This window comes from Enterobacter sp. PL_is511 (genome assembly GCF_055816065.1).
Genome location: NZ_JBVPGP010000024.1, coordinates 200,573 through 219,424, shown reverse-complemented (window position 1 = coordinate 219,424; position 18,852 = coordinate 200,573). Strand labels below are relative to the sequence as shown.

At 57.1% G+C, this 18,852-nt stretch carries 19 protein-coding genes; 13 read left to right on the top strand and 6 right to left on the bottom strand.

Annotated features, from left to right (window positions below):
* Positions 1-208 precede the first annotated feature (208 nt).
* From AC0TN7_RS16455 to AC0TN7_RS16445, 3 genes are all read left to right on the top strand, one after another.
* Entirely contained in the window at positions 209-1,708 is a 1,500-nt protein-coding gene (locus AC0TN7_RS16455; RefSeq protein WP_024906880.1) for a PTS transporter subunit EIIC, read from the top strand.
* Positions 1,709-1,791: 83 nt separating this feature from the next.
* Positions 1,792-2,808, top strand: a complete 1,017-nt coding sequence (gene malI, locus AC0TN7_RS16450; RefSeq protein ID WP_473702272.1) for a Mal regulon transcriptional regulator MalI — start codon at positions 1,792-1,794, stop codon at positions 2,806-2,808.
* 73 nt (positions 2,809-2,881) lie between these two features.
* Positions 2,882-3,403, top strand: a complete 522-nt coding sequence (locus AC0TN7_RS16445) for a metal-dependent hydrolase (protein ID WP_032646207.1) — start codon at positions 2,882-2,884, stop codon at positions 3,401-3,403.
* Positions 3,404-3,489: 86 nt separating this feature from the next.
* Here the strand turns inward: AC0TN7_RS16445 and cysS are convergent, their stop codons facing one another.
* Positions 3,490-4,875, bottom strand: coding sequence for a cysteine--tRNA ligase (cysS, locus tag AC0TN7_RS16440; protein WP_473702271.1), 1,386 nt, complete (start codon positions 4,873-4,875; stop codon positions 3,490-3,492).
* A gap of 174 nt (positions 4,876-5,049) precedes the next feature.
* Between cysS and ppiB the strand changes: the two genes are divergently transcribed.
* From ppiB to mnmH, 6 genes are all read left to right on the top strand, one after another.
* Positions 5,050-5,544, top strand: coding sequence for a peptidylprolyl isomerase B (gene ppiB, locus AC0TN7_RS16435; RefSeq protein WP_023334762.1), 495 nt, complete (start codon positions 5,050-5,052; stop codon positions 5,542-5,544).
* A gap of 3 nt (positions 5,545-5,547) precedes the next feature.
* The gene (lpxH, locus tag AC0TN7_RS16430; RefSeq protein WP_473702270.1) at positions 5,548-6,270 is read left to right on the top strand and encodes a UDP-2,3-diacylglucosamine diphosphatase; all 723 of its coding nucleotides are present in this window, start codon (positions 5,548-5,550) and stop codon (positions 6,268-6,270) included.
* Between the two features lie 136 nt (positions 6,271-6,406).
* A complete protein-coding gene (locus tag AC0TN7_RS16425) occupies positions 6,407-6,616 on the top strand; it encodes a YdgH/BhsA/McbA-like domain containing protein (RefSeq protein ID WP_024906875.1) in 210 nt (69 codons plus the stop codon).
* Positions 6,617-6,787: 171 nt separating this feature from the next.
* Positions 6,788-7,297: a 5-(carboxyamino)imidazole ribonucleotide mutase gene (gene purE, locus AC0TN7_RS16420; protein WP_290094546.1), complete on the top strand. Its 510-nt coding sequence runs from the start codon at positions 6,788-6,790 to the stop codon at positions 7,295-7,297.
* Positions 7,294-8,361, top strand: coding sequence for a 5-(carboxyamino)imidazole ribonucleotide synthase (gene purK, locus AC0TN7_RS16415; protein ID WP_024906874.1), 1,068 nt, complete (start codon positions 7,294-7,296; stop codon positions 8,359-8,361). Before purE ends, purK begins: the two co-directional genes overlap by 4 nt.
* A gap of 84 nt (positions 8,362-8,445) precedes the next feature.
* Positions 8,446-9,516, top strand: coding sequence for a tRNA 2-selenouridine(34) synthase MnmH (gene mnmH / locus AC0TN7_RS16410; RefSeq protein ID WP_024906873.1), 1,071 nt, complete (start codon positions 8,446-8,448; stop codon positions 9,514-9,516).
* Positions 9,517-9,604: 88 nt separating this feature from the next.
* On the opposite strand, the gene AC0TN7_RS16405 is transcribed toward mnmH, so the two are convergent.
* From AC0TN7_RS16405 to ybbA, 3 genes are all read right to left on the bottom strand, one after another.
* Positions 9,605-10,750 (bottom strand): porin, encoded by a 1,146-nt coding sequence (locus AC0TN7_RS16405; RefSeq protein WP_024906872.1) that lies wholly within the window; start codon positions 10,748-10,750, stop codon positions 9,605-9,607.
* 183 nt (positions 10,751-10,933) lie between these two features.
* Positions 10,934-13,348, bottom strand: coding sequence for a putative ABC transporter permease subunit YbbP (gene ybbP, locus AC0TN7_RS16400; RefSeq protein ID WP_024906871.1), 2,415 nt, complete (start codon positions 13,346-13,348; stop codon positions 10,934-10,936).
* A complete protein-coding gene (gene ybbA, locus AC0TN7_RS16395; protein WP_024906870.1) occupies positions 13,345-14,031 on the bottom strand; it encodes a putative ABC transporter ATP-binding protein YbbA in 687 nt (228 codons plus the stop codon). The genes ybbP and ybbA overlap by 4 nt, the downstream gene beginning before the upstream one ends.
* Between ybbA and tesA the strand changes: the two genes are divergently transcribed.
* From tesA to AC0TN7_RS16380, 3 genes are read left to right on the top strand one after another with little or no spacing between them, the layout of a single operon-like run.
* A complete protein-coding gene (gene tesA, locus AC0TN7_RS16390) occupies positions 14,002-14,625 on the top strand; it encodes a multifunctional acyl-CoA thioesterase I/protease I/lysophospholipase L1 (protein ID WP_024906869.1) in 624 nt (207 codons plus the stop codon). The two genes, ybbA and tesA, sit on opposite strands and share 30 nt — an antisense overlap.
* A gap of 28 nt (positions 14,626-14,653) precedes the next feature.
* On the top strand, positions 14,654-15,424 hold the full coding sequence (locus tag AC0TN7_RS16385) for an SDR family oxidoreductase (protein WP_014882827.1): 771 nt from the start codon (positions 14,654-14,656) through the stop codon (positions 15,422-15,424).
* Between the two features lie 58 nt (positions 15,425-15,482).
* Complete coding sequence (locus AC0TN7_RS16380; RefSeq protein ID WP_024906867.1) at positions 15,483-16,337, top strand: co-chaperone YbbN; 855 nt, start codon at positions 15,483-15,485, stop codon at positions 16,335-16,337.
* A 48-nt stretch (positions 16,338-16,385) separates the two neighbouring features.
* Here the strand turns inward: AC0TN7_RS16380 and fetB are convergent, their stop codons facing one another.
* Complete coding sequence (fetB, locus tag AC0TN7_RS16375; protein WP_024906866.1) at positions 16,386-17,168, bottom strand: iron efflux ABC transporter permease subunit FetB; 783 nt, start codon at positions 17,166-17,168, stop codon at positions 16,386-16,388.
* Complete coding sequence (gene fetA / locus AC0TN7_RS16370; RefSeq protein WP_473702269.1) at positions 17,161-17,832, bottom strand: iron efflux ABC transporter ATP-binding subunit FetA; 672 nt, start codon at positions 17,830-17,832, stop codon at positions 17,161-17,163. Before fetA ends, fetB begins: the two co-directional genes overlap by 8 nt.
* 143 nt (positions 17,833-17,975) lie before the next feature.
* Between fetA and AC0TN7_RS16365 the strand changes: the two genes are divergently transcribed.
* On the top strand, positions 17,976-18,815 hold the full coding sequence (locus tag AC0TN7_RS16365; protein WP_024906864.1) for a hypothetical protein: 840 nt from the start codon (positions 17,976-17,978) through the stop codon (positions 18,813-18,815).
* Positions 18,816-18,852 lie beyond the last annotated feature (37 nt).

The window sequence follows — 18,852 nt, the reverse complement described above, 5'->3', positions numbered from 1 at the left end:
CCGCCACCCGGCAATTTCTCTCACTATCCCCTCACACCCATCACGGTTATTTATCGATCCACTTCAAATAATCGCTATTTCATCTGTTGAAACGTGAAAATTCAGTTGCGCGTTTTTCACTCTTTGCCCACGATAAGTAGAACGTTCTACTAAAACGTTCTACTTACAATAACAGCGCCAAAAAAAGCGCTACTCGGGGGAAATCAGCATGAGTCTGATATCAGGGTTTGTTAAATCGCTGTCTAAGTTATCGATGATTGGTCGCGCCTTAATGCTGCCAATTTCACTGCTTCCCGCTGCGGGCCTGCTGCTGGCCTTCGGCGATAAGTTCCATCTGCCGCTGATGATGAACGCAGGCGGGGTTATTTTTGATAACCTGCCGATGCTGTTTGCCATTGGCTCCGCCGTGGGTCTGGCGTCAGAATCCGGCATCGCGGCGCTGTCTGCGGCCGTTTCGGTGTTTGTCACCAATATCACCATCAGCACCGTGCTGAGCATCACGCCGGAAATGGCCTCCCAGGGCGGGAAATACGCCATGGTGGTGGGCATTCCGACGCTGCAGATGGGCGTCTTTGGCGGCCTGATCTGCGGTATTCTCGCGGCCTGGTGCTATAACCGCTTCCACACCATGCAGCTGCCGGAGTTCCTGGGCTTCTTTTCCGGCAAGCGCTTCGTGGCAATTGCGACGGCGTTCCTCTCGTTCCTGATGGGGCTGCTGCTGCCGTACGTCTGGCAGCATATCCAGGCCGGTATCGACGCGCTCTCCGTGGTGGTGAACGGCGATAATCAGGCGGCATCGACCTTTATCTTCGGTCTGGTGGAGCGCGCGCTGATCCCGCTCGGTCTGCACCATATCTGGTATCCGTCGTTCTGGTACTCGTTTGGAGATTACACCACCCAGGCAGGCCAGGTGATCCATGGCGACCAGACCATCTGGTTCAAGATGCTGGAAGAAGGGGTGAAATCTTTCAGCAGCGATACCTACCAGAACGCCGGTAAGTTCATGCAGGGTGAATTCCCGCTGATGCTGTTCGCGCTGCCCGCCGCGTGCCTGGCGATGTATCACGAAGCCCATACGAAGAATAAGAAAATCGCGGCCGGTATTCTGTTCTCCGCGGCGCTCACCTGCTTCCTGACGGGGATCACCGAACCGGTTGAGTTTACCTTTATCTTCGTGGCACCGATTCTGTACGTCTTTAACGCCATCATGGCGGGTCTGGCCTACATGACCATGTACCTGCTGCATGCGCATATCGCCAAGTCGTTCTCTGCGGGCTTTATCGACTATCTGTCATTCGGGATCCTGCCGTCGTTTAACGGCTACCAGACCCACTTCCTGAGCGCCATTATCATCGGCATTCCAATGGGCCTGATTTATTACTTCACGTTCCGCTTTGTGATCCGTCGCTTCGACGTGAAAACGCCGGGCCGCACTGAAGTGACCGCCAACGCGGATGAGAAATCGGATTCTGAACTCGCGACCGAGATCATCACCCTGCTGGGCGGGGCGCATAACATCGACTCCGTCGGCGCCTGTATCACCCGTCTTCGCCTGGAAGTGACAAAAAGTGAGGTGGTGGATAAAGACGGCCTGAACGGACTCGGCGCGCGCGGCGTGGTCTTTGTCGGCGACAACGGTATTCAGGTGATTTTCGGTGCCAGAGCACAGTTTATCGCCCAGACCATGTCCACCATGATCGGCAAATAATAAGATGCCTGAACGACACGTCTCCTGTACGCTGGGAGACGTGTTTTATCTGGCTGATAATCGGCAAATTTCAGGGAGCGGTTTTGAAGAAAGTCAGCATTATTGATGTCGCGAAGCACGCGGGCGTGTCGGTTTCAACCGTCTCGCTGGTGCTGCGCCAGAAAGGGAAAATCTCAGAGGCAACGATCGAGAAGGTCAACGCTGCCATCAATACGCTGGGCTATGTTCATAACGTTGCCGCTGCCAACCTCCGCGCCAATACGTCCAACCTGATTGGCCTGATCCTCCGTGACTTTAGCGACAGTTTCTCCATCAAAGTGATGGCGAGCATCGTTCAGGATCTTGAAAAACAGGGGTATATGGTTTTTCTCGGCCAGCCCCAGAACGACCATGACCATCTTGAGCGCTGCCTGCTGTCGTTTAAGCAGCAGTGCGTCGCCGGGGTGATCTATCTGGCCTCGGATACCCGCACCGCCACCCTCCCGGAACAGATTCGCCACTGCCCGCTGCCGCTGGTGGTGGTCTCGCAGTCGCTGCTGGATGAAAAATGCAATCTGGTGATGCGCGATAACCGGCAGGCGGCCAATCTGGCGGTGCGTTATCTTATCGAGCGCGGTCATCGCAATATCGCCTACATTGGTGGACGCGAAGGCTGCCTTATCCGCGAACAGCGCCTGCTCGGTTTTCGCAGCGCGATGACGCAAAACGGGCTGGTCTGGCGCGATGAATACTCTCCGGCCTGCAGCGATGACACCCTGGCTGCGGGTTTCGCCACCCGCCAGCTGCTGGAAAAAAACAATACTATCACCGCCCTGCTCTGCCACTCGCCGGATGCCATGATCGGATCCATCTCCGGTATTCATCAGGTCGGGCGTACGGTGGGTAAAGATGTGTTTTTAACACAGCAGGTCGCGCTGGTCGGTTTCGAAGATATGCTCCACGTTAACCTCACCTCGCCGTCATTTACCTATGTCTCATCCGCCAGCGAAGAGACGGGGCGTCAGGCTGCCGGGCTGATTATTCGCACGCTAAAGGAGCCGACGCTGCAAACCCAGCGCATTACGCTTTCCGGGCAGCTTATCGCGCGCGAGTCGGCGTAAAATCAGAATTTCGCACAGGTTTTTTAGCGCGGAATGGCTGCTATATTTCCATGATTTGCCATGGATAATCACAATGCCTACCGTCATTACACACGCTGCTGTTCCGCTTTGTCTGGGCCTGGGCCTGGGAACCAAAGTGATTCCTCCCCGCCTGCTGTTTGCCGGGATTGTTCTCGCCATGCTGCCGGACGCCGACGTGCTGGCGTTTAAGTTCGGCGTCGCGTATGGAAATGTTTTCGGCCATCGCGGCTTTACCCACTCCCTGCTGTTCGCCTTTGTGGTGCCGATACTTTGCGTGCTGACTGGACGACGATGGTTCAGGGCCAGCCTGACGCGGTGCTGGCTGTTTTTAACGGTATCACTGCTGTCGCACAGCCTGCTGGATTCGATTACCACAGGCGGAAAAGGCGTCGGCTGGCTGTGGCCGTGGTCAGATGAACGCTTCTTTGCGCCGTGGCAGGTGATTAAGGTCGCGCCGTTTGCGCTCTCACGCTATACCACGCCGTACGGGCATCAGGTGATTATTTCAGAACTGCTGTGGGTGTGGCTGCCGGGGGTTGTGCTAATGGGAATGTTGTGGTGGAGAAGAAGGTAAAAAAAAGCCGGGTGGCGGCTGCGCCTTACCCGGCCTACTTTTACCCGTAGGCCCGGTAAGCGTAAGCGCCACCGGGCGTTACAGACTTACTTACGGCGCCAGGTGGTACCCTGCGGGCCGTCTTCCAGAATGATGCCCATCTCGGTCAGACGGTTACGCGCCGCATCGGCCGCCGCCCAGTCTTTCGCCTGACGCGCTTCCAGACGCGCTTTGATCAACGCTTCAATTTCCGCCACTTCGCCGTCATCCGCCTGCGCACCGCTCTGCAGGAACACGTCCGGATCCTGCTCCAGCAGGCCGAGCACGGAAGAGATCTTACGCAGATGGGACGCCAGCGCATTCGCCGCCGCCATATCTTCTGACTTCAGGCGGTTCACTTCGCGCGCCATGTCGAACAGCACGGAGTAAGCTTCCGGGGTGTTGAAGTCGTCGTTCATCACCTCAACAAAGCGTGCTTCGAACGCTTCGCCACCTGCAGCAGGAACAGACCTGTCGGTACCGCGCAGCGCGGTGTACAGACGCTCCAGCGCCGAGCGCGCCTGCTTCAGGTTCTCTTCGCTGTAGTTCAGCTGGCTGCGATAGTGGCCGGACATCAGGAAGTAGCGCACGGTTTCCGCGTCGTAATACTTCAGCACGTCGCGCACGGTAAAGAAGTTACCCAGCGATTTCGACATCTTCTCGCGGTCAACCATTACCATCCCGGAGTGCATCCAGTAGTTCACGTACTCGCCGCCGTGGGCGCAGGTGGACTGCGCGATTTCGTTTTCGTGGTGCGGGAACATCAGGTCTGAACCGCCGCCGTGAATGTCGAAGTGCTTGCCCAGCTGTTTGCAGTTCATCGCGGAACACTCAATGTGCCAGCCCGGGCGGCCTTCGCCCCACGGGGATGGCCAGCTTGGTTCGCCCTCTTTGGACATTTTCCACAGCACGAAGTCCATTGGGTTACGCTTCACGTCAACCACGTCAACGCGCGCGCCGGCCTGGAGCTGATCCAGATCCTGACGGGAAAGCGAACCGTAGGTTGGGTCCGTTGGCACCGAGAACATCACGTCACCGTTGTCGGCAACGTAGGCGTGACCGCGTGCGATCAGCTTTTCGGTGATCTCGATGATTTCGTGAATATGGTGGGTCGCGCGCGGCTCGCTGTCCGGGCGCTGAATATTCAGGGCGTCGAAATCTTTGTGCATCTCGACGATCATGCGATCGACCAGCGCGACAAAGCTTTCGCCGTTCTCATTAGCGCGCTTGATGATTTTGTCGTCGATGTCGGTGATGTTGCGCACGTATTTCAGGGTATAGCCCAGAAAACGCAGGTAGCGTGACACCACGTCGAAGGCGACAAAGGTACGGCCATGGCCAATGTGACAGAGATCGTAAACCGTAATACCACACACGTACATGCCGACTTCCCCGGCATGGATAGGTTTAAATTCCTCTTTTTGGCGCGCCATTGTATTAAAGATTTTTAACATCGAAGATTCCATGTAAACACGTGTGTGGTTGAAAACCGGCTATTCTACCCGTAATTCAAACCCGAAGCAGCACACAATGCAAGGTGATCGCATCCTGTGGTTATGCTATAACAAGCCCCTATAGATGACCCGAACGCGGGTCGACGTACCACAATAACGGAACAGGATGCAAAAATGGTTACTTTCCACACTAATCATGGCGATATCGTAATCAAAACCTTTGATGACAAAGCGCCTGAAACAGTTAAAAACTTCCTGGACTACTGCCGCGAAGGTTTCTACAACAACACCATTTTCCACCGCGTGATCAACGGTTTTATGATCCAGGGCGGCGGTTTCGAACCTGGCATGAACCAGAAAGCCACTAAAGAAGCGATCAAAAACGAAGCGAACAACGGCCTGAAAAACACCCGCGGCACGCTGGCGATGGCGCGTACTCAGGCACCTCACTCTGCAACCGCGCAGTTCTTCATTAACGTGGCTGACAACGACTTCCTGAACTTCTCCGGCGAAAGCCTGCAGGGTTGGGGCTACTGCGTATTCGCAGAAGTGGTTGAAGGTATGGACGTGGTTGACAAGATCAAAGCCGTCTCTACTGGCCGCAGCGGTATGCACCAGGACGTTCCTAAAGAAGACGTTGTGATTACAAGCGTGACCGTCAGCGAGTAATTCGTGGCGATACTCTTTATTGCGGATCTTCATCTGCAAACAGAAGAACCGGCGATAACCGCCGGTTTTCTGCGTTTTTTACGCGGTGAAGCGAAAAGCGCCGATGCGCTGTACATCCTGGGCGACCTCTTTGAAGCCTGGATTGGCGACGATGACCCTAACCCGCTGCACCGTGAAATGGCTTCGGCCATTAAAGCGCTGGTGGATTCCGGCGTCCCCTGCTATTTCATTCACGGCAACCGTGATTTCCTGATCGGCAAGCGCTACGCCCGCGAAAGCGGCATGACGCTGCTGCCGGAAGAGCAGGTGCTCGACCTCTACGGCCGCAAGGTGCTGATCATGCACGGCGACACGCTCTGCACCGACGATACCGGCTACCTGGCGTTTCGCGCCAAAGTCCACACCCCGTGGATCCAAACGCTGTTCCTCGCCCTGCCGCTGTTTATCCGCAACCGCATCGCCGCCAGAATGCGCGCGGGCAGTAAAGCCGCCAACAGCAGCAAATCCATGACCATCATGGACGTTAATCCTCAAGCGGTGGTCAACGTGATGGAAAAACATGGCGTTCAGTGGTTGATCCACGGGCATACTCATCGTCCTGACGTGCATTCCCTTATAGCCAACGGCGAACCGGCCCATCGCGTGGTGTTGGGTGCATGGCACTCAGAAGGATCCATGGTCAAAGTCACGCCACAGGGCGTGGAGCTGATCGCTTTTCCGTTTTAACCCCTTACAGCTCATTCTATTTTTTTGAACAATATTGGCAAATTGTTTCGATTTTAATCAGCCCGTGGTCGGCCTATTATTTATCACATCAGGGCATCACGCCCTATCCAAGATAAATTACTTAAGGAATACGACCATGAAATCCATCAAAACTTTCGTTGCAGTTACCGCTCTTTCCCTGGCTTCCTTCGGCGCTTTCGCGCAGAGCGTCAGCGCAACCGGTTCAACCCTTGACCGCGCAGAAGCGAAAATTGCTGCACAGGCTGCTGAACAGGGCGCGTCTTACAAAATCACCAGCGCGAAGGTCGACAACCGCGTGTATATGACCGCAGAACTGACGAAATAATGATTGCCCTTCGACAAAAACAGACCGCCAGAATGCGGTCTGTTTTGTTATGAATTGATGGCAACAACGGCTCAAGATTTAACCGCGCAACCGTTTTCCTTGCCCGTATAACATGCTATTCTCTGTGCCCTCGAAAGCAGTGTGTTTCGCACCACAGGAGTTTTAAGACGCATGTCTTCCCGCAATAATCCGGCGCGTGTCGCCATCGTGATGGGGTCCAAAAGCGACTGGGCTACCATGCAGTTCGCCGCCGAAATCTTTGAAATCCTGAATGTTCCGCACCACGTCGAAGTGGTCTCCGCGCACCGTACACCGGACAAACTGTTCAGCTTCGCCGAAAGCGCCGAAGAGAACGGTTATGAGGTGATCATTGCCGGTGCGGGCGGCGCAGCACACCTGCCGGGCATGATTGCCGCCAAAACCCTGGTGCCGGTTCTGGGCGTCCCGGTACAAAGCGCCGCGTTAAGCGGTGTGGATAGCCTCTACTCCATCGTCCAGATGCCGCGCGGTATTCCTGTCGGCACGCTGGCGATTGGCAAAGCGGGTGCGGCGAACGCTGCCCTGTTGGCCGCGCAGATCCTGGCGACGCACGATAAAGCGTTACATCAGCGTCTGGCGGCGTGGCGTAAAGCCCAGACCGACGAAGTGCTGGACAATCCGGACCCGCGGGGTGCGGCATGAAGCAGGTTTGCGTCCTCGGTAACGGCCAGTTAGGCCGCATGCTGCGTCAGGCCGGTGAGCCGCTGGGTATTGCCGTCTGGCCCGTCGGGCTGGACGCTGAACCTGAAGCCGTACCGTTCCACCAGAGCGTGATCACCGCCGAGATCGAACGCTGGCCGGAAACCGCGCTGACCCGCGAACTGGCGCGTCATAACGCCTTCGTAAACCGCGACGTGTTCCCGATCATTGCCGACCGTCTGACGCAAAAGCAGCTGTTCGACAAGCTCGGCCTGCCGACCGCGCCGTGGCAGCTCCTGTCCGATAAAAGCGAGTGGAATGATGTTTTCGCGATGCTGGGCGAGCTGGCCATCGTGAAGCGCCGCGTGGGCGGCTACGACGGCCGTGGCCAGTGGCGTCTGCGCGCAGACGACACTGCCGAGCTGCCGGACGACTGCTACGGCGAATGCATCGTTGAGCAGGGCATCAACTTTAGCGGTGAAGTGTCACTGGTTGGCGCACGCGGGCACGACGGACATACCGTCTTTTATCCGCTGACGCATAACCTGCATCAGGACGGTATTCTGCGCACCAGCGTCGCCTTCCCGCACGCCAATGCTGAGCAGCAGGCGCAGGCAGAAGAGATGCTTTCTGCCATCATGCACGAACTCGGATATGTGGGCGTCATGGCGATGGAGTGCTTTATCACCCCGTCCGGTCTGCTGATCAACGAACTTGCACCGCGCGTGCACAACAGCGGCCACTGGACGCAAAACGGCGCGTCCATCAGCCAGTTCGAACTGCACCTGCGCGCGATCACCGACCTGCCGCTGCCGCAGCCGGTGGTGGACAGCCCGTCGGTGATGATCAACCTGATCGGCACCGATCTGAACTACGACTGGCTGAAGCTGCCGCTGGTGCATCTGCACTGGTATGACAAAGAGGTTCGCGCGGGTCGTAAGGTCGGTCACCTGAACCTGAACGACAGCGACACGGGCCGCCTGAGCGCCACCCTGGAAGCCATGATCCCTCTCCTGCCGCCGGAATATGCGAGCGGTATCGTCTGGGCACAGTCAAAGCTCAAGTAAGACATCTGCGCCGGGGAGTTGACCTTCCCCTTCCCCGGCGTACAATCCCCGCCCATTGCTGCTGAGTTTTCTTCTGGAATAACCATGAACGATGGAACGGACTATCGCGCGATCCTCGCGTCTGATACCCCTTTAATCGACGTTCGCGCGCCGATTGAATTTGCCCAGGGTGCGATGCCCGCCGCCATTAACCTGCCGTTGATGAATGACGACGAACGCGCCGCCGTCGGCACCTGCTATAAACGCCAGGGCCCCGAGGCCGCGCTGGCGCTTGGCCATAGTCTGGTGAACGGCGAGACGCGTGAGACACGTATTAACGCCTGGCGTGAAGCCAGCCTTGCCCATCCTGAGGGCTTTCTCTGCTGCGCGCGCGGCGGCCAGCGCTCGCATATCTCGCAGGCCTGGCTTAAAGAGGCGGGCATCGACTACCCGCTGATCCGCGGCGGCTATAAAGCCCTGCGCCAGACGGCGATTCAGGTGACCATTGAGCAGTCACAAAAGCCGATAGTGCTTATCGGCGGCTGTACCGGAAACGGTAAAACCCTGCTGGTGAAGCAGCACGCGCAGGGCATCGATCTGGAAGGGCTGGCGCACCATCGCGGTTCGTCGTTTGGCCGCACGCTCACGCCGCAGCTTTCCCAGGCGAGCTTTGAAAACCACCTTGCGGTTGAGCTATTGAAAAAAGACGCCGCGCGCTGGGTGCTGGAAGATGAAGGCCGGATGATTGGCTCCAACCACCTGCCGGAGTGCCTGCGTGACCGCATGGTTGAAGCGCCTATCGTGGTGGTAGAGGATCCGTTTGAGATCCGTCTTGAACGCCTGCGCGAAGAGTATTTCGACCATATGTGGGCAGATTTTTCTGCTGCCTACGGCGAAGAAGCGGGCTGGAAAGCGTACAGCGAGTACCTGCACCACGGCCTGTTCGCCATTCGCCGCCGTCTGGGGCTACAGCGGTATGCAGAATTCACCGTGCTGTTAGATTCCGCGCTGCTGGAACAGCAACGATCTGGCAGCACGGACGCACACTTCAGCTGGCTTGTACCGCTCCTGAACGACTATTACGACCCGATGTACGGCTATCAGCTGGAGAAGAAAGCGGAGAAGATTGTGTATCGCGGGACGTTTGAAGACGTTGCAGAGTGGCTTGGTCGCTAAAAGAAAGCCGGGTGGCGGCTACGCCTTACCCGGCCTACGCGTGCTTTTGTAGCCCCGGTAAGCGCAGCGCCACCGGGGAACAGACGACTTAGAAGTCGTAACGCAGACGCACCAGGTTCATGTCGCCCAGGTCGTCGGTGCTGGAGGTGAACACGTGCTCGTAGTCCACGCGGAAACCGTAATCCAGCTGGAAGCTGATACCCACGCCGTTGTCGATGCGCTGGTAGTTGCGGCCATTCACGTAGTCAATACGGTCGCCCATGAAGTAAGGCTGGATAGATTTAACCGCATACTGACCAATTGGGAACTTGTAGCCCGCAAAGTATTCAATACCCCATGCATCACCGGCGAAGTAGTCGTTAACAGACACTTTTTTGGTGGTCATGAAGTTCTGATACCAGCCGCCGCCAACGGAGAATGTCCAGTTGTCCGGGGTCCAGCTCAGCGCGGTACCGAGGATGTTCTGGTCGTAGGTTTTGCTGTCGCCATTGGCCGGGTTACGCATATCCGCACGGGTGTAGTTCCACGCGGCACCCCAGGTCAGATCGGTGGTCAGGTGGTAATCCAGACCCAGTGAACCGCCGCCTTTACGCTTGTAGCGCAGGCCGTTGCCCGGCAGGTATTCGCTGTCTTCAAACAGGTAGGATGCATAAATGTCAGCATCGCCCACGGTTTTCTTATATTTCAGCATATTACGTGAACGGTAAGAGCCGTCGTAATCGCCTTTGATCCCGTTACCTGGTGCCTGACCGATCATGTCGTAGTCCCAGATATCGGTTTTCGCGCCCACCACATCATAGTAAACGCTGTTCTGTTGACCGAAGGTCAGCGTACCCCAGGTGTCGCTCTTCAGACCGGTGTAGAGCATACGACGCGTCGTGTCGTGGTCGCTTTCGCTGTAGTGGTTGTCCCAGTTGAACATTGCAGGGAAGTTCACGCCCAGCTCGTAGTAGCTTACCCAACTGATGTCATCAAACAGGTAGTAATCTGCTGCGAAACGGAAACGGGTGCCGCCGTCGAAGCCGTTACGCTTGTAAGAACCTTTGTCGCCGTCACCGGTCATCATGTTGAACTGTGGACGGATACTCCCACCCACAGTGAAGTTCAGGCGGCTCAGCGGGTTACCCGCCTGAGGATCCTGCTTAAGAACGGTGATTTCCGCCTGAGAAGCGAAGGTAGTCAATGCCACTGCCGCGCCGATCGTTGCCGCCAGCGCTGATTTTTTTATAGTCATTATTTTTCCTTAATAGACACGCTGCTAAATATTTAGCGGGTGAATATTAACTGGAAATAATCGGGCTGTGTGGTCGGGTTTTTAATGTTTTGTGCTACTAAATGAGTGGGTATTATCACTTTGTGCTTTTTAAACACTACGCACCGGCATTTGAAACCGGTGCGTAACTTTCACCGTGCTAAATCAACTCGCGAACTGACGGAACAGGGCTTTGCCCTTTAACAGCCGCGTGCCGAGCCAGCCTCCGCAGAGTGAAAGCAGCACAGCGCCACAGAGAGGCAGGATCAACCAGAGACGCCAGTCAGGCTCCCACGGGAAGTCGAAGACTTTTGTCTGCAACACCGCCAGCGCCGTCTCTGCGCCAATGGCTGCCACCAGACCCGCCACCAGCCCCAGCAGCGCAAACTCGCTCCAGAGCGTCATCCGCAGCAGCCGCTTTCCGGCCCCCAGCGTGCGGTAGACCACCAGCTCCTGATGGCGCTGGCGCATGCCTACCTGCACCTGGGCCAGCAGCAACAGCACGCCGCAGATCGTCACCAGCACCACCATGACCTCCAGCGCGCGGCTCACCTGCTCCAGAACCTGCCCTACCTGCTTCAGGATCGCTCCAATATCCAGCAGGCTGACCGTCGGAAACTCCCGGTTAAGCTGGGTCAGCATGCCGTTGCCGTTTTCCCAGCGGAAGCTGGTCAGCCAGCTCTGCGGCTGACCGTCCAGCGCCCCCGGCGGGAAGATAAAGAAGAAGTTTGGCCGCAGGCTTTCCCAGTCCACTTTACGCAGGCTGGTGACCTTCGCGGTAAAATCCTGGGTATCGCCGGTAAAGGTCACGCTGTCCCCAAGCTTCACGTTCAGGCGCGTCGCCAGCCCCTCCTCCATCGACACCTCTCCCGCTTTCGGCGGCCAGATGCCGGCGGTTATCGGGTTGTGGTCAGGGCGTTTCTCCTGCCAGGTCAGGTTCAGCTCGCGGTTAAGCGACTCGTCCTTGTTCCCCTCCGTTGGCTGCCCATTGATCTGCGTCAGACGCGCGCGAACGATGGGATAGAACGACTCAGGGATAATGTGATGCTCCGACAGGAAACCCTTTAGCGGAGTGACCTGTTCTGGGGCAATATTGATCAGGAAAAAGTTCGGGCTTTCCGGGGGAAGCTGCTGCTGCCAGCGATCGAGCAGATCGCCGCGCAGCACTAAAAGCAGCGCCAGCAGCATAAATGACAGCGAAAAGGCCGACAGCTGGCTGAGCGTTGACCAGGGCTGATGCAGCAGGCGGTTGACCGCCAGGCGCACGGGCAGGGATTTTACCGTTAGCCTCTTCAGGACGTTGAGCAGTATCCAGCCCAGCACGCCGCACAGCAGCGCCAGCACAACCGCCCCGGCCAGTACCGCCCAAAGCAGCGTGCTGCCCCCCATCAGCCACGCCAGCAGCCCCACCGCCACCGCAATAATCACCGGAAGGTAGAACTTCAGCGGCCAGACGTTCGCCACCACATCGCTGCGGAGCACGCGCAGCGGCTGCGTCGCGAGCAGCAGTCGGTAAGGACGTAGCCCTACCAGCAGCGAAATTACCGTCATCGCGCCGATTGCCCATAGCCACGGCCAGAGGCTGGCCGGCGGCAATGCGGCCGGTAGCACCGGTTTTAGCATCACCATCAGCAGTTTTTCAAACAGCAGCCCCATTATTCCGCCGGTCAGCGCGGACAGGACCAGCAGCATCAGCCACTGACCGACAATCAGCTTGCGCAGCTGCGCCCGGCCCGCCCCCAGGGTTTTGAGGATCGCCACCAGGTCGTAGCGGCTGCGGCAGTAGTGCCCCATCGCCACGGCCACCGCCGCCACCGCCAGCAGCAGGGTCAACAGGGCCGACAGCAGCAGGAACTGCTGAGAGCGCTCCAGAGATTTACCGAGCGCCCCTTCGTCCTGCTCCAGCCCGTACCAGCGGTGTTCCGGTTTGAGCTGCGGCAGAAGCCATTTTTCATATGCGTCAAGCTGGGCAGGCGTGCCGCCAAACTTATAGCGCCAGGTGACGCGGCTGCCCGGCTGTACCGCATGGGTTGCTGCTACGTCCGCGGTGTTCATCAGCAGGCGCGGCGCAAGCTGGAACGGGTTAAACCCAGAGTCAGGTTCCTGTACCACTTCCCCGGCAATTTTGAGGGTGGCGTCGCCGACGTCGATACTGTCGCCGGGTTTCAGATTCAGCAGCGCCATCAGACGCGATGCCAGCAGCACCGTACCGGGCGTGGGCTTTAATCCCGGCGGGCGGGTCTGCAAGTCACCGTACATCGGGTAGATATCATCGACGGCCTTGACGCTCGCCAGCTGCGGCGTGTCGCCCGCAAAGGTCATGGTCTGGAAGCTTACCTGCTCCCCCACCTTCAGCCCTTCTTTACGCGCTTCGTCAATCCAGCCCGGCGGCACGGGGCGGGAGCTTTGCAGCGCCCGGTCCCCCGCCATAAACTCCCGGCTCTGCTGGCTGAGTCCCTTTTCCATGCGGTCGCTGACGCTGCCGAGCGCCAGCACGCAGGCTACCGCCAGGCTTAACGCCAGCCAGACAATCAGCAGCGAGGGCGAGCGCCACTCGCGCCAGAACCAGCGGGTAATCATGCATCCTCCTGCAGAACACCGTTGACCAGCCGCAGGCGGCGGTCGCAGCGCGCCGCGAGCTGCGGATCGTGGGTCACGAGGATCAGCGTAGTGCCGTGCTCGCGGTTGAGCGAAAACAGCAGGTCGGCAATCCGGTCTCCGGTTTTACGGTCAAGGTTGCCGGTAGGCTCATCGGCAAACAGCACCTCAGGACGGCCGTTAAACGCGCGGGCCAGCGCCACGCGCTGCTGCTCACCGCCAGAAAGCTGGGCGGGAAGATGGTCGAGACGTTTACCCAGACCGAGCTGTTCCAGCAGCGCCTTCGCGTGAGCGCGGCTTTCACGGCTATTTTCACCGCGCAGCAGCGCCGGGAGCTCGACGTTTTCCAGCGCGTTCAGGGTCGGGATCAGCATAAAGGACTGAAAGACAAAACCCACGTGACGCGCGCGCAGCGCGGCCCGCGCCTCTTCATCAAGCTGATGCAGCGGCTGCCCGACAAGGTGGACCTCGCCGCTGCTGCCGTCGTCCAGACCGGCCAAAATCGCCAGCAGCGTGGACTTACCGGAACCGGATTCGCCAATCAGCGCGATGGTTTCAGCGCGTTTGACAACGAGTTCAACTCCAGTAAGGATGGAAAGCTCGTGTTCCCCCTGACCGACGGACTTCTTAAGATGATGAACTTCAACACTGTTTTCCGCTGGCATTTGCCCTTCCTGTTTTTGATTCTGATGACCTTCCGCGCGGCGGCAGCGGACACGTTACTGGTTCTTGGCGACAGCCTGAGCGCAGGCTATCGCATGGCGGCCAGCGCGGCCTGGCCCGCTCTGCTCAATGAAAAATGGCAGAGCAAAACGTCTGTAATCAACGCCAGCATCAGCGGTGATACCTCGCAGCAGGGCCTGTCGCGCCTGCCTGCGCTGCTCAAACAGCATCAGCCGCGCTGGGTGCTGGTGGAGCTTGGCGGTAATGATGGCCTGCGCGGTTTCCAGCCTCATCAAACGGAGAATACGCTGCGCACCATTTTGCAGGACATCAGGGCGGCAAATGCCCAGCCGCTGCTGATGCAAATTCGCCTGCCCGCCAACTACGGTCGTCGGTATAATGAGGCCTTTAGCGCGATCTACCCCAAGCTTGCCAAAGAGTTTGATATTCCGCTGCTGCCATTTTTCATGGAAGAGGTCTATCTCAAACCCCAGTGGATGCAAGACGACGGGATCCACCCCAATCGCGATGCGCAGCCGTTTATTGCCGACTGGATGGCAACGCGGCTGGCTCCTTTAGTTAAACATGACTCCTGATTAAGCGGAGATCCTGACAGGTAAAGTTATGCAAAAATCGGTCTTAATTACAGGATGTTCCAGTGGAATCGGTCTGGAAAGCGCGCTCGAATTGAAGCGCCAGGGGTTTCGGGTCCTGGCGGCCTGCCGCAAACCCGACGATGTCGAACGCATGAACGGGCTGGGCTTTACCGGCGTGCTGCTGGATATGGACTCGCCGGAGAGCGTTGAGCGCGCCGCCGATGAGGTGATCGCGCTGACCGATAATCGTCTGTACGGGCTGTTTAACAATGCCGGCTACGGCGTGTATGGCCCGCTGGATACCCTCTCCCGCGAAACGCTGGAGAAGCAGTTTTCCACCAATTTCTTCGGCGTGCATCAGCTCACCATGCGTCTGCTTCCCGCCATGCTGCCGCACGGTGAAGGGCGCATCGTGATGACGTCGTCGGTGATGGGGCTGATTTCCACCCCGGGACGCGGCGCCTACGCCGCCAGCAAATATGCGCTGGAGGCCTGGTCCGACGCCCTGCGCATGGAGCTACGCCACAGCGGCATTAAGGTCAGCCTGATTGAACCCGGCCCAATTCGCACCCGCTTTACCGAAAACGTGAACCAGACGCAGGCGGATAAACCGGTCGAGAACCCCGGTATTGCCGCACGTTTTACCCTCGGGCCAGAGGCAGTGGTGGCCAAAGTGCGCCATGCTTTTGAGAGCGAACATCCCAAAATGCGCTATCCGGTGACGCTGGTCACCCATGCCGTAGGCTGGTTAAAACGCCTGCTGCCGGGCCGGATGATGGACAAAATTTTACACGGCTGAGTTGAAGCGACGACGCGCATCCCCATGTAAAGAACAAACCGACAAAAGAGAAAGCCGCATGTCCGTACAGAATATCGTCAATATTACAGAAGCTAACCTGCAACAGACCCTTGAACAGTCGATGACCAAACCGGTCCTGTTCTACTTCTGGTCTGAACGCAGCCAACACTGCCTGCAGCTGACGCCGGTGCTGGAAAGCCTTGCCGCCCAGTACAACGGTCAGTTCATTCTCGCGAAGCTGGACTGCGACGCCGAGCCGATGGTGGCGTCCCAGTTTGGTCTGCGCGCCATTCCCACCGTCTATCTGTTCCAGAACGGTCAGCCTGTTGACGGCTTCCAGGGGCCGCAGCCGGAAGAGGCTATCCGCGCCCTGCTGGATAAGGTGCTGCCGCGCGAAGAAGAGCTGAAGGCGCAGGAAGGCATGGCGCTGATGCAGGAAGGCAAATACGACGAGGCGCTGCCGCTGCTCAAAGACGCATGGCAGCTGTCGAATCAAAACAGCCAGATTGGCCTGCTGCTGGCGGAAACGCAGATCGCCCTGCACCGTTCAGAAGACGCGGAAGCCGTACTCAAGACCGTTCCGCTGCAGGATCAGGACACCCGCTACCAGGGGCTGGTCGCACAAATTGAGCTGCTGAAACAGGCGGCGGACACCCCGGAAATTCAGCAGCTGCAGCAGCAGGTTGCCGACAACCCGGCGGACGCCGCGCTGGCAAGCCAGCTGGCGCTGCAGCTGCACCAGGTAGGGCGTAACGAAGAGGCGCTGGAGCTGCTGTTCAGCCATCTGCAAAAGGATCTCGCTGCCGCAGACGGTCAGGCGCGTAAGATGTTCCAGGAGATCCTGGCCGCGCTGGGCACCGGAGACGCGCTGGCGTCGAAGTATCGTCGTCAGCTGTACGCGTTGCTCTACTAACAAAAAATGCCCGGTGGCGCTAACGCTTACCGGGCCTACAAAACAGGCTTAACCCGTTTTCTTTAATTGCGTCACCACCAGCTGGTGACGCGCGTTGTAAAACTTCCGATAGGTCAGGTAGCAGGCAATGATGGTCGACAGGCTTGCCGTGGAAAGCAGCATAAACGTCACCATGATCTGATACTTAATCGCTTTTACCGGATCGATACCGGCAAAAATCAGCCCCGACATCATCCCCGGCAGGCTCACCAGCCCCACCGTTTTGGCGGAATCTACCGTTGGGATCAGCGATGACCGAATGCTCTCGCGAATCAGCCGCGCCGAGGCCACTTTTGGCGTTGCCCCCAGGCTTAGTTTCTCCTGTAGCTGCTGCTGTTCACTGCTGAATCGCTGGCCAAGGTTGTTGTAACAGAGCCCAACGGCCACCATCGCGTTCCCCGCAATCATCCCCGAGATAGGGATAACCTGCATCGGCGTAAACTCAATCGAGCCGGAGAGCACCAGCACCGCCAGCGTGAGCGCCGTCCCGGTGGTAATGGCGATAAACGACGAGATAAACGCTTTATCAATGTATTTACTGCGTTTTTTCGCATTCCACGCCGCGTTAAAGCAGATAAAGAGCACCATCAGCAGCGTCAGCACCGCGTGGTTAACGTTGAAGATATACTTCAGCACATAGCCGACGATGATGAGCTGAATCACCGCACGACAGATGCTCCACACAATATCTTTTTCCAGCCCCAGCTTTTCGCGGTAGCTGACCACAATCGCAATCAATACCAGCACCATCGAAAAGGCCAGCGATTCGTTGGTAATGTTATGTTCACCCACGGTTTGCCTCCTGCATTTTTCCGCCGTGCGGCTGAAGCGTAATCACGTCATCCGCATGGGTTATTTCGTTAGCATCGTGCGTCACCCACAGCACGGCAATATTTTGCTCCCGGGCGTAGCGATGAATAATCTCGTTGACGTTGCGCTTGTTGACGTCATCCAGCGCGCTGGTGATTTCGTCAAGCAACAACACCTTCGGTAAAAACTGCAGGTTGCGGATCAGCGAGACGCGCTGCTTTTCTCCGCCCGACAGCGCGTTGATGGATTTGGTCAGCGTCTCCTGCGCCAGGCCAAAGCGGGCCAGATCGTTGATAAACTGTTCCGGCTCCGGCGTTTTATTGCGGATTTGCCACGGGAAAATCAGGTTGTCATAAACCGTATCGCCAAAAAGCACGGGCGTTTGCACGCAATAGGAGACCTGCTGGCGATAGCTTTCCGGAGAGAGCGACGCAATATCCTGTCCTTCAAACAGAATGGTTCCCTCCGTCGGGCTGAGGAGTAAGGCCACCATCTTCAACAGCGTGCTTTTGCCGCAGCCTGAAGGGCCCGTGATTAACTTAAACTCACCTGGCGACAGGCTAAACCCGACGTGCTGCAGGATCGTGTTTTCCCCGACCCGAAATCCGACATCCCTGAGAAGTAATACGTTTTTTTTATCGTTCATTGCGCTTCCGTTAACCGCTTTTTGTCATAACCGTCTGTAGCATAATCCTTTCGCCCGCACAGAGCGAATAGCCTCACGCTAAAGCAAGTGTTAAACTTTTTGTTTGTTATTTGTCACCACCATCACTACAGGAAGTATGCGACATGGCACATATCTTTTATGAGTTTCCTTCCCTGAAGCCTGGTGTTCCTGATGTCGAAACATTAATGGAAGTCATCAAATCGTCGGAACTCACGCGTTTTGTCATTGGTGCAGAGGTGGTGGATTTTGTTAAGAAGGCGCTCATCGTGAACACCACGATCGGCAGCTTCAAAAATTGCTATTTCGCCTTCGACAACGGAACACACTTTCTGGAATTTGACGGTAAGGGAAAATCAAAACGTTTCAATGACGTACCCGACTGGTTCGTCTCTCCGGCGGAATTTTCACGCACCCAGTGGCTTATCAACCACAATCTTGCGGATGTAAAAGCCACTCAGTTCATTGACGTGCTGATGTCCTACCCGCTGAAAGAACGCCGCGCGCACTGTAATTTGTTATTTGGGCTGGAGCTGGAAAAGGTGAATGCGGTTCCGGCCGCAGGTAAAATCGGCAATAAGAACGGTAAAACCACCAAACCACGCGTGACCGATCTGGGATCGTTTGAATTGTTCCGTCAGTTCTTTGCACGAATGAAAACCGCCGTGCTGGCCGATGAGTTCCCTACCCTGCAGGTCCTGACGGGCATGGATAATCTGACAAAAGCGCCGCATAATTTAAAGCAGGGTATCAGAACCTGGTTTAAGGCCATCGCGGGCGACCTTCCACCGAATAACAAGCGCGTTGAAGCGGGGAATGCCGTACTGTTCTGCGCCCCCATTCGCGAACAGATCCAGCGTATCGAAGCGCTGGGGCTGGAGAATTACTACGAGGGATTATCGAAAGCCATTGCTGAAGCGGGTGATGGATTCATCTCTGACTTTACCTATACTTACGAGCAATAAACACACACTTTCACTCGTCACAGCATGCAAAACAGGA